Source organism: Kitasatospora sp. NPDC004615 (assembly GCF_042873545.1).
GTDB lineage: Bacteria > Actinomycetota > Actinomycetes > Streptomycetales > Streptomycetaceae > Kitasatospora.
Map to the genome: position 1 here is coordinate 309,138 of NZ_JBIALQ010000004.1, position 12,998 is coordinate 322,135.

Sequence of the window (12,998 nt, forward strand, 5' to 3'; positions counted from 1 at the left end):
CGCGTGAGCCCGGTTCCGGGTGGCGACTGGGAGTCCCGCCGGAGGCCGGGGCCGGACGCCCTACGGTGTACCTCGAACTGTCCTGATCGGGACGGGAGCAGTCGGGCGCGGGGCGGGGCGATCCACAAGTGCTGTTGCTAGTGGCGCGGTGGTGGCGGGCCCGCAACTCGGGCCCGGGAAAGGGCGGTGTGGTGATGGCCGGTCAACAAGACGGGTGATGGCGTGTCGGAGGAAGGAAGCAGCATGGGACGGGTTCGGGTGGCGGCGACTCAGTTCGAATGTGTGCCGGGAGATGTGGAGGCGAACATCGAGCGGATCACGGCGCTGGCGCAGCAGGCACGGGAGGCCGGCGCGGCTGTGGTGTTCGGGCCGGAGTTGTGCCTCACCGGATATGAGCTCGGGATGATCGCCACGGATCGGGGGCTGTGGACGGAGCCGAACGACGCGCGACTCGATCCGGTGCGCAGTGTCGGTATCGCGGTCGTGGTCAATGGCGTCGCTGCGGGGCCGGGGAATCAACCGCAGATCGTCAGCACCGTGTACGGGCCGACTGGGGACGTGGTGACGACGTACGCGAAGGAGCACTTGTACGAGAACGAGCAGGAGGTGTTCGCAGCCGGCAGCGGTGGTGGCCGGTTCTGGCTGGATGGGGTCGGCTTCTCGCTGGCCACCTGTTTTGACAACCACTTCCCAGAGGTGTCGGCGCGAAATGCGGCGCTGGGATGCCAGGTGCACCTCGCCAGTTCGCTGTACGGCACCGAAGGTGGGAGGGAAGAGCGGCGGACGGTGCATCCGGCGATAGCGAAGGCGACCGGTATGCACGTGATGCTGGCCAATCATGTGGGCGTGGCCGGGCCGTGGACGGGCTGCGGAGGCAGCGCTGTGTGGGCTCCGGACGGCGCCGTGGTGGCGGAGGCGGACGAGACGGGTCCGCAGGTGCTGGTGGCTGACCTGGAGGTGGAGATGAGCAAGTGAGACAGGCCGGGAGTCGGCGGTGGGCGTTGGTCGTCAGCGGAATTCGTCGTCGGGCACCCGGTCGGCCAGGTCGTCGAGAACGGTGAACTGGACGGCCTCGCGCAATGGCTCGTCGGGTGCTGCGTCATCGAACTGTGCCTCGGCGTCCTCGTCCGGGTAGACCAGGTGCACGGCGGCCTCCTCGGCGCTGGCCGCCCCACCGTCGGGGCCGACATCGGAGCCTGCGGTGTCGATTCCGTCCTCGACCAGGCGTCCGGCCCGTGGGGACGGCCCTTCATTCCAGCGGTCGTCGACCATCTCCGGGGTGTCGTCGGGCTCCTCCTCGGACAACAACTGGTCGAGGGACTCCCCGCGCGCGGCCTCCCCGGGTGTCGTTCCGTACGCGGTCGAGCCGTAGTACCCGTCGGGAGGGATGACTCCGGTGTCCAGCGGGTCGTCGTCGAGCCGGTCCGTGAGCAGGGAGTCGGCCGGTTCGAGAACGCCGTCGTCCTCGGCGGGTTCCGGGTCCTGAGGGTCCCAGTCGGTCATGACAGCACCTGTCCTCGTCACTCGGGGTGAGGTCCCACGCAGCTTCTTCATGCTCGCCAGGGAGCCACCCGGCTCGCAACACGGCGCGGCGGCAGCAGCCTGAGAGGGAGGGCGCGGGAAGGCCGGGCAGGTTGGCGTTGCGGGTGGGGTGGGGTCGCGTGCAGATTGCGGCGGAGGCAGGTCCCGCTGCGGTGCTTGGAGCCGTTGGTCCACGAGGTGGCGTGTCGAGTGGCCAACGGATCGACGGCGGCGACGGGAGGTGGTGAGCGGAGCTGGTCGGGGTGGTGGAGCAGCAGCGCATGATGAGCGGAGCGGAAGCGATGTGCTCCCGCCGATGGGCGAGCTCGGAACGGTCGACGGAGAAGGTGTGCGGTGTTGAGGGTGCCGGGGTTTGTCGGGCGGCGGCGTGAGCGGGCCCGGTTGGTCGCCGCCTTGCGGGCGGCACCTTCGGTGGTATTGGTGGAAGGTGAGGCGGGTGTCGGCAAGTCCGCACTGGTGCGACAGGCTTTGGCGGAGGCCGGCGTGGCGCCTGGGCGGGTGCTGACCGGGCGCTGCCATCCGGTTGCCGAGCCGACGCTGTACGGGCCGGTGCTCGATGCGCTTCGACGCAGTGGTCCGTTGCTTGCGGAGGCGGCGGAGCTGCCACCGAGTGCGGGTGCGCTTCGGCCGTGGCTGCCTGACATCGGAGCCTGGCTTCCGGGAGAGGTCGAGGGCGGCGACGAACGGTACCGGCTGATGCAGGGCATGCGGGCGCTGCTGGGTGCGCTGGGTGGCGTGGTGTTGCTGATCGAGGATGCGCAGTGGGCGGACCCGGCGAGCCGCGAGCTTTTGCTGTTGCTGGCCAGGGATCCGTTGCCGGGCCTGTCGTTGCTGGTGACCTACCGGGCGGAGGAGATGGCGGTAGGTGTGTCGGTGCTGGGTGCGGCCTATCGCTGCCCGCCAGGGGTGGCAGGTGGGGTGGTCCAGCTCGGTCCTTTGCGGGAGTCCGAGGTGCGGGAGATGGTCGGCGGGGAGTGGGGTGCTGATGCGGTGACCGGGCTGGCAGCCGTGCTTTGCGAGCGGTCCGGGGGGCTTCCGGTGGTTGTCCTGGAGGACCTGACGGCCTTGCGAGACGGCGGCCCGCATTCCGATCCGGTTGCGGCGTTGATGGCCGCGGAGCCACCGCGGGGCTTGCGGGACGCGGTCACCGAACGCCTGGCCGCGCTCGGATCGGACGCGCTTGCGGTGGCGGAGACAGCCGCAGTGCTGGGTGAGCCGGCCGGGGAGGAGATGATCGGCGAGGTGGCGCAGCTATCGGCCGAACGGGTGGCGGCGGGCCTGGTGGAGGCGCTGCGGGCGGGGGTGCTGGCCGAGCCCACCGCAGCCCGGTACGCCTTCCGGCGGGAGCCTGCCCGGCAGGTGGCGTACCGGCGTATTCCGGGGCCGTCGCGGTCGGCGCTGCACCGGCGGGCGATCGCTGTGCTGCGCGGCCTCGAGCCGCAGCCGCTCATCCGGATCGCCGCACACACCGGGGCCCTCGGTGATCGGGAGGCGTGGCAGCAGGTGGCCGAAGCGGCGGCCGAGCAGGCGATGGAGCAGGGTGATCCGGCGGATGCGGGGCTGCTGCTGCGCGAATTGCTGGCCGAAACGGATTTGGCATCCGAGCGACGGGTGCGGGTCGCCCGGGCCCTGTCGGCGATCGCCGCGAACGCCGCCGACGACACCGCGAGTACCGCGGCGCTGGTCGGCATCATCGCGGACCCGCGTCTGCCGGTCGGCGATCGGGGCGAGATCCGGCTCACGCTCGGCCTGCGGGTGGCCGTGCAGGGCGGCGACCGCGCCGGGTTCGCGCAGATCGAGCAGGCTGCCGACGAGCTTGCCGGGCGTCCCGCCCGGGCGGCGCGGGCACTGTTGGCGCTGGCGATGAACGAACGAGACGGTGCCGGTGCTGCCGCCCGGGAGCGCATGGCGAACGCTGCGGCAGCGCTGGAGGCCGAGCCGGACGAGGAGGTCACCGCCGCGTACCGGGCCACCCTGCTGACCTTCCAGGCCCGCGAGGGTGACCCCGAACTGTGGCCCGAACTGGACCGCTTGCCGCGCCACTCCACCAACCCCGAGGTGGTCCGGCAGACCACCCGCGCCCTGTACAACGTCGGCGACATCGCCCTCGACACGGGGCACGACCAGCAGGCGGGTCGGCTGCTCGCCGAGAGCCGGGCGTTGGCCCGGCAGGCCTCGATCGCCTACCTGGAGTGCTACAGCCGAATTGCCCTGCTGAGGTTGGACGGGTTGGCCGGGCGGTGGCAGGGGCTCGAGGAACGGTTCGCGGCGCTCGGAACGGAGTTCCCCGACGTGGCCATGGCGGGTGCCGAACGGGCCATGCTGTTGGGCCGGCTGGCCGCCGCCCAGGGGCGGTTGGCGGTGGCCAGGGCCGAGTTCACCAGCGCGGCCAGGTACGGTGAGCGGGAGTCACAGGTCACCGCCGCGCTGCGGGCTGCCGCCGGTCTGGGGTCGCTCGAACTGGCCGAGCGCGGAGGGGCGGCGGCTGCCGCAGTGGTGGCGCCCGCCGTGGCGATCCTGCGGCAGGCGGGGGCGTGGGCGCGCAGTGCGGAACTGCTGCCGCTGGCGGTGGAGACCGCACGGGCGGTCGGCGACATCGACGCCGCCCGGCACCTCACGGAAGAGGCGGCGGAGGCGTTGGAAGGCGTCGATGCGCCGGCCGCGCACGCCGGACTCGAACTGGCCAGGGGCTTCTTGTTGGACGGTGTCGGCGGTGCTGCCAGTGGTGGCGACGGCGCGGCCGAGGCCTTCGGGCGGGCGCGGGACGCCTGGCGGGCGATCGGGCGGCCGTACGAGGCCGCCCGCGCGGAGGAGCGGCTGGCCCGGGTGCTGGCCGAGCACGACGCGCAGAGCGCGGCCGAGCGGCTGACCGCCGCGGAGGCGACGTTCACCACGCTCGGGGCCGCGTCCGACGCGGCGCGCTGCCAGCACGTCCGGCGCGATCTCGGCCTCGGGCGGATGGCGTCGCCGGGGCGGCGGGGCTACGGCGAGGCACTGTCGCCACGCGAGCGGCAGGTCGCGGAGCTGGTTGGGCAAGGGGCCACCAACCAGGACATCGCCCAGGCGCTGTTCCTGTCGCCACGTACGGTCGAGCACCACGTGGCGAGCGTGCTGCGGAAGCTCGGGGTGGGGCGGAAGGAGGTGGCGGAGGCGTTGGCGGCGACGTGACGGCCGGTGAGCCGACGGGCGTGGGCGCCGAGTTGGCAGGTGTGGGCCGAGAGGCGGTGGATCAGCGAGTCGCGGGACTCAGGGACGAGGGCGATGGGGCAGGCGGGCGAGGCGGGAGAGGGTGGCACGGCGGGTCTGGCGTTCGACGAAGCCGCGGCGGGGGGCGGGGCGTTCGGCGAGTGCGGTGAAGTGCTCGCTGGCGTACAGGCGGAAGCGTTCGCGGCGGGTCATCCGGATCTCCTGACTGGGGGTGGGGAGAGCGAATACCAGCTTTGCGGTGGGCGGTGGGCTGATCAATGCGTAGGGGATACCCATCCGGCACGGCGAAGAGTACGTAGTGGCCGAGGTGGGTCGACAGGACAAGGAGTTCAGCGGATGACGTGCGGGAGGAAGCGGGCGCCCTGGTGGGTGATGGGGCTGTCGTCGGTTTCACGGATGCCGAGGCCGGCGGATTCGCCGTCGACGACCCAGGTGCCGAGGACGGGCCGGTTGCCGTCGAAGTCGGGGAGGGGGTGGTACTGCTGGTAGCAGTGGCCTTCGGCACCGTAGCGGTCGGGGTCGCCGGCCCAGTCGGCGAGGCGGGTCTGGGTGCCGTCCGGTTCGACGATGCGGATGCCCGCGCCTTCGCGGCCGAGCAGCGGCTTGGCGGCGTAGCCGGGGCCGTCGGGGTCGGCGAGTTCGCGCGGGCCGTCGAGGTAGGCGGGCAGCAGGTTCGGGTGGCCGGGGTTGAGTTCCCACAGGACGGCCAGCAGCGCCTTGTTGGACAGCAGCATCTTCCAGGCGGGCTCGATCCACAGGGTGGAGCCGGTGCTGCCGCCGAGGTCGATGACGTCGAGGAGCTGGTCGGCGAACTCGTCCTCGGCGAGCCACTCCCAGGGGTAGAGCTTGAACGCGGAGCGGATGAAGCGGTGTTCGAGATCGACGAAGCGGCCGGTCAGGCCGTCCCAACCGATGTCCTCCATGGCGATGCCGATGGTCTGCAGGCCGGCCTGTTCGGCGCACTCCTGGAGGTAGAGGGTGGTCAGCCAGTCCTCGCCTTCGGTGTCGCCGCGGGAGTGGGCGAAGTGCACGGGCCCGGGCGGCAGCAGGTGCTTCTGGCGCTGCCAGGAGGCGATCAGGCGTTCGTGAAGGGAGTTCCATTGGTCGGCGTCGGGGAAGCGGTCTTCCAGCCAGAACCACTGCGGCCCGGCGGCCTCGATCAGCGAGGTCGGGGTGTCGGCGTTGTACTCGAACAACTTGGCGGGTCCGGTGCCGTCGTAGGCGAGGTCGAACCGGCCGTAGACGCTGGGCTGTTCGTCGCGGCGGTGCCAGGATTCAGCGACGATCGCGGCGAGCCGGGGGTCGGTGATGCCGAAGTCGGCGAAGCGGCCGCTGCGCACCACGTGGTCGGCGGCGGCGAGGGAGAGTTCGTGGAGTTCCTCGACGACCTCCTCCAGGGCCTCGACCTCGGGCAGCGAGAACTCGTAGTAGGCGCTCTCGTCCCAGTAGGGGTGCGGGCCGCCCTGGTTGCAGGGGTCGGAGCACATCGCGTAGACGAGGCCCTGGGATTCGACGGTGGCCAGCCAGTCGGGGCGCGGGGTGATGGTGTGGCGGCGCATCAGGGGTCAGCCGCCGCCCGAGCCGCTGCTGCTGCCCTTGGGGCAACCGAAGCCACCGCGCTTGGTGGCGGCCTTGTCGAAGGTGCCGCCGTTGGCGGTGTCGGTGCCGTACCCGCAGTAGTACCAGCGGCCCGCGCCGGAGCCTCCGCCCGAGCAGGAGTGGCTGTCCAGCACCTTCAGCGTGGTCGGGTCGACGCAGCGGCTGGGCGGGGCGCTGGAGGAGGAGCAGCCGGACAGCGTGAGGGCGAGCGTGCCGACCATCCCCAGCGTGACGAAACCGGACCGGCGACGGCCTTCCGGTATCGGAAGGCCCGGGGCGGAAGTGGCGGGCGGCGGCGGTGTCATGGCGGACCATCGTACGCGGAAGATGTGATGTCAGGTCCAGTGCCGTCGGAATCTGACGGGCTGCCGGGGAGATGGGTTATGTTTTGCCGATCCTTGACCATGGCGCGGCCCGGCGCGGCTGCCCGACCCTGGGAGAGCCCCGCTGATGAACGACATAGCCCACGGCCTCGGCGCGGCCGCCGTCTACGGCCTGGTCGGCCTGGTGCTGTTGCTGCTCGGCTACCTGCTGATCGATGTGCTCACCCCGGGCAAGCTCGGCCGGCTGATTTGGGCGGAGGGCAATCGCAACGCCGCCCTGCTGCTCAGCTCGGCACTGCTCGGCGTCGGCGGCATCGTCTACACCGCGATCCGCACCACCTACGACGACTTCGGCAAGGGCCTGATCTCCACGCTGGCCTTCGGCGTTCTCGGGCTGCTGCTCATGGCGCTCGCGTTCTGGCTGCTGGACCTGCTCACCCCGGGGCGGCTGGGCGCGATCCTGGTGTCGAATCAGCCGCACCCGGCGGTGTGGGTGTCGGCCAGCTGCAACCTGGCTGCCGCGGCGATCGTCTCCGCCTCGATCGCCTGACGGCCGGTCATCCCTGGGGCCCCGGTGCGTGTTCATCGGCCGGCGCCCGGCAGGAGTTCGGCGAGCAGCGGTGCGACCTGGCCGGTCTCCAGCAGGAAGCCGTCGTGGCCGTACGGCGAGGAGATCACCCGCAGGGCGTCGGCGTGCGGCAGGTGCGCGGCGAGTTCGGCCTGCTGGGAGGGTGGGTAGAGCCGGTCCGAGTCGATGGCGGCGACCAGCGCGGGCGCGGTCACCCGCCGCAGGGCGGCGGCCGTCCCGCCGCGACCGCGGCCGAGGTCGTGGGCGTTCATCGCCTCGTTGAGGACGACATAGCTGCCCGCGTCGAAGCGGTGCGCCAGCTTCGACGCGTGATGGTCGAGGTAGGATTCGACGGCGAACCGTCCACCGCGCCAAGGGTGTTCGCCGGGCTGCGGGGCGCGGCCGAAGCGGGTGGCGAGTTCGGGTTCGCTGCGGTAGGTGATCTGGGCGAGCCGGCGGGCCAGGCCGAGGCCGCGGTGCGGCCCGGCGCCGAGCGGCAAGTGATGGTAGTCGCCGCCGTGCCAGCCCGGGTCGGTGCGGATCGCGTGCAGCTGCGCGGAGGCGTGCGCGATCTGTTCGGCGGAAGCGGCGGCCGCGGTGGCCAGCACCAGCAGCGCACCCACCCGTCGAGGGTGTGTCACCGCCCACTCCAGCGCCCGCATCCCGCCCATCGACCCGCCGGCCACCAGCGCCCAGTGCCCCACGCCGAGCGCATCGGCGAGGTGGGCTTCGGCGGTGACCTGGTCGCGCTGGGTGAGGAACGGGAAGCGTCCGCCCCAGGCCCGTCCGTCCGGCGCGGCAGCGGACGGCCCGGTGGAGCCCTGGCAGCCGCCCAGCACGTTCGGCGCCACCACGAACCAGCGGTCGGTGTCCAACGCCCGGCCGGGGCCGACCAGTTCGTCCCACCAGCCGGGCGTGGGGTGCCCGGCCGCAGCGGGCCCGGCGAGGTGGCTGTCGCCGGTCAGCGCGTGCAGCACCAGGACGGCGTTGGAGCCGTCCGGAGCGAGCGTTCCCCAGGTTTCGTATGCCAGCCGCCCGCCCGGCAGGGTGCCGCCCGCCTCCAGGGGGAGCGGCCCGGGCAGCGTGAACCAGCGCCGCCGGCCGGCCGGGTCGCCGTCCCGCCAGGCCCCGGTGGCGGGCGGGACGGCGAGGCCCAAGGTGCCGTTCAGGACGCGCCCTTCGCCGAGCGGAAACCAGCCTCCAGGTCCGCCTTCAGATCGGTGACGCTCTCCAGCCCGACCGACAGCCGCACCAGGCCGGGCGAGGTGCCGGTGGCCGCCAACTGCTCGGCGTCCAGCTGGCTGTGCGTGGTGGATGCCGGGTGGATCACCAGGCTGCGCACGTCCCCGATGTTGGCGAGGTGGCTGAATAGTTCGAGCCCGTCCACGAACCGCCGCCCGGCCTCGACGCCGTCGCGCAGTTCGAACGAGAGCACCGCGCCCGCGCCGCGCGGCAGGTAGTGCTGCGCGGCGGCGTGCCAACGGCTGGACGGCAGGCTCGGGTAGTGGACGGCCGCGACCTCGTCGCGGGCCTGGAGCCAGCGGGCCAGTTCCAGCGCGTTGGCGGTGTGCCGCTCCAGCCGCAGCGACAGCGTCTCGATGCCCTGCAGCAGCAGGAACGCCGAGTGCGGGGAGAGCGCCGGACCGAGGTCGCGCAGCAGTTGCACCCGCAGCTTGGCGGCGAACGCGCCCGGTCCGAGGGCGTCCCAGAACCGCAGGCCGTGGTAGCTCGGGTCGGGCTCGGTGAAGCCGGGGAACCGTGCGGGGTGGGCGCCGAAGTCGAAGGTGCCGCCGTCCACCACCACGCCCCCGATGGTGGTCCCGTGCCCACCGAGGAACTTGGTCGCCGAGTGCACGACCACGTCCGCGCCGTGCTCGATCGGCCGGAGCAGGAACGGCGTGGGCACGGTGTTGTCGACGATCAGTGGCACCCCGGCGGTGTGCGCGACCTCGGCGACGCCGCGTACGTCCAGCACGTTGCCGCGCGGATTGCCCAGCGACTCCGCGAACAGTGCCTTGGTGTTCGGGCGGATCGCCGCCCGCCAGGCGCCCAGGTCGTCCGGGTCGTCGACGAAGCTCACCTCGATGCCGAACCGGGGCAGGGTGTGCCGCAGCAGGTTGTAGGTGCCGCCGTACAGCGACGCCGAGGAGACCAGGTGGTCGCCGGCCCCGGCCACCGTCAGCAGTGCCAGCGTTTCCGCGGCCTGCCCGGAGGCCAGCGCGACCGCCGCCACCCCGCCCTCGAGGGAGGCCAGGCGCTGCTCCAGCACGTCGGTGGTCGGGTTGTGGATCCGGGTGTAGATGTTGCCCGGCTCGGCAAGGGCGAACAGGTCGGCGGCGTGCGCGGTGTCCCGGAACGCGAACGAGGTGGTCTGGTAGATCGGGACCGCCCGGGCCCCGGTCGCGGGGTCGGGCTGCGCGCCCGCATGGATCTGCCGGGTCTCGAACGACCAGCCGGGGGTGGCGACGGGGCTCTGCTCGGACATGCTGCTCCTGTACGCGTGCGGGGATGACGACGGCTGCGCGGGCAGGGCGAAGCCGTCGCGGGATGGGGAAGTGAGAGATGCGCGGGGCGGGGGAGGAAGGCCGCCCGGGCGGTCACGGCGTCAGGTAAGCACAGCGCGGGATCGACCCGCCAGCGGATCGCAGGAGCGGACACGCGGGGACATGTGGCGAAACGACACGGAGACCTGACGGGTCATCATCTGATCGTCGGACGAGCTGATTTCAGGTGGACGCGTCGGCCGGGATGCCCAGCAGATCGAGGAATGCCGCGGTGGCCGGCGTGCGGCCCGTGCGGCTCCACACCACCGTCTCGATCCGGGTCGGTGCGTCCGTGACCTCGACGGTGGCGACGCCCGTCAACCGGTCCACGTACGCTGCGGGCAGCATCGCCACCGCCAGGCCAGGGCCGACCAGCCGGGGAATGTAGGCGGCGTCGGTGACCTCGAACGCCACATCACGGACCAGGCCGGCCGCGCTGAACGCCAGATCGGTCTGGGCACGGCCGGCCGTGCCCGCAGGCAGGTCGACGAACGGCTCGGCGGCCAGCGTGCGCAAGCTCACCCGGCTGCGGGCGGCCAGCGGATGGTCCGGCGCGACGACCGCGACCAGGCGGCCGCGGGCCAGCTCACGGGCCGTCACCCCCTGCGGGCGCAGCGTCGGTGGCAGACCGAGGAAGGCCACGTCCAGTGCGCCCTGGCGGACCAGTTCGATCAGGTCGTCGCTGGCGCCGACCCGCAGGCTGATCCGCACCTGCGGATGGCGGCCGCGGAACGCGTGCAGCCCGGACGGGATGTCCACGGCGGTGACGGTGGGGATCAGGCCCACCGCGAGCCGCCCGCGTACCTCGCCGACTGCCGCCGCGACCTCGGCCGCCGCCCGCTCCGCCGCCTCCAGGCACTGGCGGGCGGCCGGCAGGAAGGCCTCGCCGGCCGCGGTCAGCCGCACCCGACGGCTGGTGCGCTCGAACAGCCGGGCGCCCAGCTCGTGTTCGAGTCGGGAGATCTGATGGCTGAGCGCCGACTGCACCACCAGGCAGCGCTCCGCGGCACGGGTGAAGTTGAGTGTCTCGGCCACCGCGACGACGTAGCGCACCTGCTGAAGCTCCATGCGCCCCATCCTGCATCCATCGCGAAACGAGATCAATGCACTGACAAACATGTGTTGGACTCATCGATCGGGTGAAAGTCAGGCTCTCCGCATGACAGCGACCAGCACCGCCACCCCGTCCGCCGAACCGCTCACCACCCGTGCACCGTCCGGCAGTTCGGGCGGCGGCCGCGGCGTCCTGCCGCGCACCGCGCTGACCGCGATCGCCCCCGCCGTCTGGGGTACCACCTACGTGGTCACCACCGAGCTGCTGCCGCCCGGCCACCCGATGTTCGCCGCCCTGCTGCGCGCCCTGCCCGCCGGCCTGATCGCCCTGGCCGTCACCCGGACGCTGCCGCGCGGAAGTTGGTGGGGCAAGGCCGCCGTCCTCGGGGTACTGAACATCGGACTGTTCCTGCCGCTGCTGTTCACCGCCGCCGAGCGCCTGCCCGGCGGAGTGGCCGGAACCCTCGCCGCCGCCCAGCCGATGATCGTCGCCGTACTGGCCGTGGTGGTCCTGCGCCAACGGCTCTCCGGCCGACGACTGCTGTGGGGCCTGGTCGGCGTACTCGGCGTCGGACTGGTGGTGATCGGCCCGAGCGCCGCCCTGGACGCCGCCGGCGTGGCTGCCGGGCTCGGGGGCGCCGCCACCATGGCGCTCGGCGTCACCCTCACCAAGCGCTGGGGCCGCCCCGAAGGCGTCTCCCCGCTCGCGCTCACCGGATGGCAACTCACCTCCGGTGGCCTGTTCCTACTGCCGCTGACCTTCCTGTTCGAGGGCGCCCCGCCGGCCATCGACGGGCGAGCCGCGCTCGGCTACCTGTGGCTCGGCCTGATCGGCGGACTGCTCACCTACGCCCTCTGGTTCCAGGGCATCACCAGCCTTCCGGTCACCGGCGTCGCGGTGCTCGGGCTGCTCTCTCCGCTGGTGGCTGCCGTCCTCGGTGCGGTGGTGCTCGACCAGACCCTCGGCCCGGTCCAGCTGGTGGGTTTCGCCCTCGCGCTGGCCTCGATCGTCGCCGGACAGTTGCCCGACCGCCGCCCCGCCCCCGCTCGGAGCTGATCGGCGATCGGGTGCCGGGGCCTCGGCCCCCGCGCGTCAGACCCGGCGGATGACGTTGATCGAAATCGCGTCGACCTTCATGACCTTGACCACGTCACCGGCCTTCGGCGCGTGCACCACCATGCCGTTGCCGATGTACATGGCGACGTGGCTCCGGTCGGACTTGTAGATCACCAGGTCGCCGGGCTGGGCATTGTGCCAGTCGGTGCCCACGTTGATGCCGGCGCCGGCCTGAGCCTGCGAGGTGCGCGGCAGCGAGACACCGGCCTTCGCGTAAGCCCACACCATCAGGCCGGAGCAGTCGAAGGTGTTCGGACCGGTCGCGCCCGAGACGTAGTCCAAACCCTGCCTGCTGAGCGCGGCGTCCACCGCGACCTTCGCCGCGCCGCTGGCTGCCGGCAAACTGGCCGGATCGACCCGGGAGGCACTCCGCGAGGCGGACCCGTCGTCGCCCCGTACGATCGAGGCCCGGTCGGCCGCCGATACCGTGGACAGCAGGCGCTGCGCCTCCGCCAGCTTGGACTGCGCCGTGCTCCGGGCGCCGTTGAGTTCCTGGGTCCGGCTGTCCAGTTCGGCCAGTACCGTCGCCGCCTCCCGCTTCTGCTGCTCCAAGCGGAGCTGCTGCTCCTGCAACGCCTTCAGCGTGGCGGACTGGGTGCTGGCGGCCTGGTCGAAGGACGACGCCTGGTCCAGGTACTTGTCCGGGTCGGACGAGAGCATCAGCTGCATCGACGGGTCGACGCCGGCGTGCCGGTACTGGTCGCCGGCCACCGCCGCCAGCCCCGAGGCCAGCTCGTTCAACTGCTCCTGGCCGCGGGCCACCTGGTCCTGCAACTGGTCGGCCTGCTTGCGCAGCTGGTCCGCCCGTTCCTTGGCGCCGTTGTACTTCTCGGTCGACTGCTCCTGCTCCTCGAGCAGTTTGTCGACCTGGGCCTTCACCTCGTTCTTGTTCGGCTGGGCCGGCGCGGCGTGTGCGTTCGCCTGGGCCGAGAGCACGACCGCGGTCGCGGCGGCACCGGTCAGGACGTAGGTGCGGGCGCGGCTCGGTTGTTTCGGGCGTCGATGGGAAGCCATGTGGGCTCCTTCTTTCTGCTCCGGTCGGATGC

The 12,998-nt window shown here is 72.3% G+C and carries 12 protein-coding genes; 4 read left to right on the plus strand and 8 right to left on the minus strand.

Annotated features, from left to right (window positions below):
• The first annotated feature begins 258 nt into the window (after nucleotides 1-258).
• Nucleotides 259-975 carry a carbon-nitrogen hydrolase family protein gene (locus tag ACFYS8_RS16275; RefSeq protein ID WP_387641391.1) on the plus strand — a complete coding sequence of 239 codons (717 nt, stop codon included), beginning with the start codon at nucleotides 259-261 and terminating at the stop codon, nucleotides 973-975.
• Between the two features lie 33 nt (nucleotides 976-1,008).
• Here the strand turns inward: ACFYS8_RS16275 and ACFYS8_RS16280 are convergent, their stop codons facing one another.
• Entirely contained in the window at nucleotides 1,009-1,503 is a 495-nt protein-coding gene (locus ACFYS8_RS16280; RefSeq protein WP_387641394.1) for a DUF5709 domain-containing protein, read from the minus strand.
• A 372-nt stretch (nucleotides 1,504-1,875) separates the two neighbouring features.
• On the opposite strand from ACFYS8_RS16280, the gene ACFYS8_RS16285 reads away from it, so the two are divergent.
• The gene (locus ACFYS8_RS16285) at nucleotides 1,876-4,710 is read left to right on the plus strand and encodes an AAA family ATPase (RefSeq protein WP_387641396.1); all 2,835 of its coding nucleotides are present in this window, start codon (nucleotides 1,876-1,878) and stop codon (nucleotides 4,708-4,710) included.
• A gap of 78 nt (nucleotides 4,711-4,788) precedes the next feature.
• Here ACFYS8_RS16285 and ACFYS8_RS16290 read toward each other — a convergent pair whose 3' ends face one another.
• The 3 genes from ACFYS8_RS16290 to ACFYS8_RS16300 all read right to left on the minus strand — a co-directional run bounded on the left by ACFYS8_RS16290 (nucleotide 4,789) and on the right by ACFYS8_RS16300 (nucleotide 6,653).
• Complete coding sequence (locus ACFYS8_RS16290; RefSeq protein WP_387641398.1) at nucleotides 4,789-4,941, minus strand: hypothetical protein; 153 nt, start codon at nucleotides 4,939-4,941, stop codon at nucleotides 4,789-4,791.
• 137 nt (nucleotides 4,942-5,078) lie between these two features.
• Nucleotides 5,079-6,308, minus strand: a complete 1,230-nt coding sequence (locus tag ACFYS8_RS16295) for a glutathionylspermidine synthase family protein (protein WP_387641400.1) — start codon at nucleotides 6,306-6,308, stop codon at nucleotides 5,079-5,081.
• 6 nt (nucleotides 6,309-6,314) lie between these two features.
• Nucleotides 6,315-6,653, minus strand: a complete 339-nt coding sequence (locus ACFYS8_RS16300) for a hypothetical protein (RefSeq protein WP_387641402.1) — start codon at nucleotides 6,651-6,653, stop codon at nucleotides 6,315-6,317.
• Between the two features lie 145 nt (nucleotides 6,654-6,798).
• Between ACFYS8_RS16300 and ACFYS8_RS16305 the strand changes: the two genes are divergently transcribed.
• A complete protein-coding gene (locus ACFYS8_RS16305; protein ID WP_387641404.1) occupies nucleotides 6,799-7,221 on the plus strand; it encodes a DUF350 domain-containing protein in 423 nt (140 codons plus the stop codon).
• A gap of 32 nt (nucleotides 7,222-7,253) precedes the next feature.
• Here the strand turns inward: ACFYS8_RS16305 and ACFYS8_RS16310 are convergent, their stop codons facing one another.
• The 3 genes from ACFYS8_RS16310 to ACFYS8_RS16320 all read right to left on the minus strand — a co-directional run bounded on the left by ACFYS8_RS16310 (nucleotide 7,254) and on the right by ACFYS8_RS16320 (nucleotide 10,850).
• A complete protein-coding gene (locus ACFYS8_RS16310; protein WP_387641406.1) occupies nucleotides 7,254-8,396 on the minus strand; it encodes a homoserine O-acetyltransferase in 1,143 nt (380 codons plus the stop codon).
• Nucleotides 8,397-8,404: 8 nt separating this feature from the next.
• Nucleotides 8,405-9,724 carry a bifunctional o-acetylhomoserine/o-acetylserine sulfhydrylase gene (locus ACFYS8_RS16315; protein WP_387641409.1) on the minus strand — a complete coding sequence of 440 codons (1,320 nt, stop codon included), beginning with the start codon at nucleotides 9,722-9,724 and terminating at the stop codon, nucleotides 8,405-8,407.
• Between the two features lie 241 nt (nucleotides 9,725-9,965).
• Nucleotides 9,966-10,850 (minus strand): LysR family transcriptional regulator, encoded by an 885-nt coding sequence (locus tag ACFYS8_RS16320; RefSeq protein ID WP_387641412.1) that lies wholly within the window; start codon nucleotides 10,848-10,850, stop codon nucleotides 9,966-9,968.
• Nucleotides 10,851-10,941: 91 nt separating this feature from the next.
• On the opposite strand from ACFYS8_RS16320, the gene ACFYS8_RS16325 reads away from it, so the two are divergent.
• Complete coding sequence (locus ACFYS8_RS16325; RefSeq protein WP_387641415.1) at nucleotides 10,942-11,892, plus strand: EamA family transporter; 951 nt, start codon at nucleotides 10,942-10,944, stop codon at nucleotides 11,890-11,892.
• Between the two features lie 36 nt (nucleotides 11,893-11,928).
• On the opposite strand, the gene ACFYS8_RS16330 is transcribed toward ACFYS8_RS16325, so the two are convergent.
• Nucleotides 11,929-12,966 (minus strand): NlpC/P60 family protein, encoded by a 1,038-nt coding sequence (locus ACFYS8_RS16330; protein WP_387641418.1) that lies wholly within the window; start codon nucleotides 12,964-12,966, stop codon nucleotides 11,929-11,931.
• Nucleotides 12,967-12,998 lie beyond the last annotated feature (32 nt).

What these genes read in the sequence shown, in the direction of transcription:
- ACFYS8_RS16280 (WP_387641394.1), bottom strand. Translation starts at nt 1,503, where the DNA reads ATGACCGACTGGGACCCTCAGGACCCGGAACCCGCCGAGGACGACGGC.
- ACFYS8_RS16290 (WP_387641398.1), bottom strand. Translation starts at nt 4,941, where the DNA reads ATGACCCGCCGCGAACGCTTCCGCCTGTACGCCAGCGAGCACTTCACC.
- ACFYS8_RS16295 (WP_387641400.1), bottom strand. Translation starts at nt 6,308, where the DNA reads ATGCGCCGCCACACCATCACCCCGCGCCCCGACTGGCTGGCCACCGTC.
- ACFYS8_RS16300 (WP_387641402.1), bottom strand. Translation starts at nt 6,653, where the DNA reads ATGACACCGCCGCCGCCCGCCACTTCCGCCCCGGGCCTTCCGATACCG.
- ACFYS8_RS16305 (WP_387641404.1), top strand. Translation starts at nt 6,799, where the DNA reads ATGAACGACATAGCCCACGGCCTCGGCGCGGCCGCCGTCTACGGCCTG.
- ACFYS8_RS16315 (WP_387641409.1), bottom strand. Translation starts at nt 9,724, where the DNA reads ATGTCCGAGCAGAGCCCCGTCGCCACCCCCGGCTGGTCGTTCGAGACC.
- ACFYS8_RS16320 (WP_387641412.1), bottom strand. Translation starts at nt 10,850, where the DNA reads ATGGAGCTTCAGCAGGTGCGCTACGTCGTCGCGGTGGCCGAGACACTC.
- ACFYS8_RS16325 (WP_387641415.1), top strand. Translation starts at nt 10,942, where the DNA reads ATGACAGCGACCAGCACCGCCACCCCGTCCGCCGAACCGCTCACCACC.
- ACFYS8_RS16330 (WP_387641418.1), bottom strand. Translation starts at nt 12,966, where the DNA reads ATGGCTTCCCATCGACGCCCGAAACAACCGAGCCGCGCCCGCACCTAC.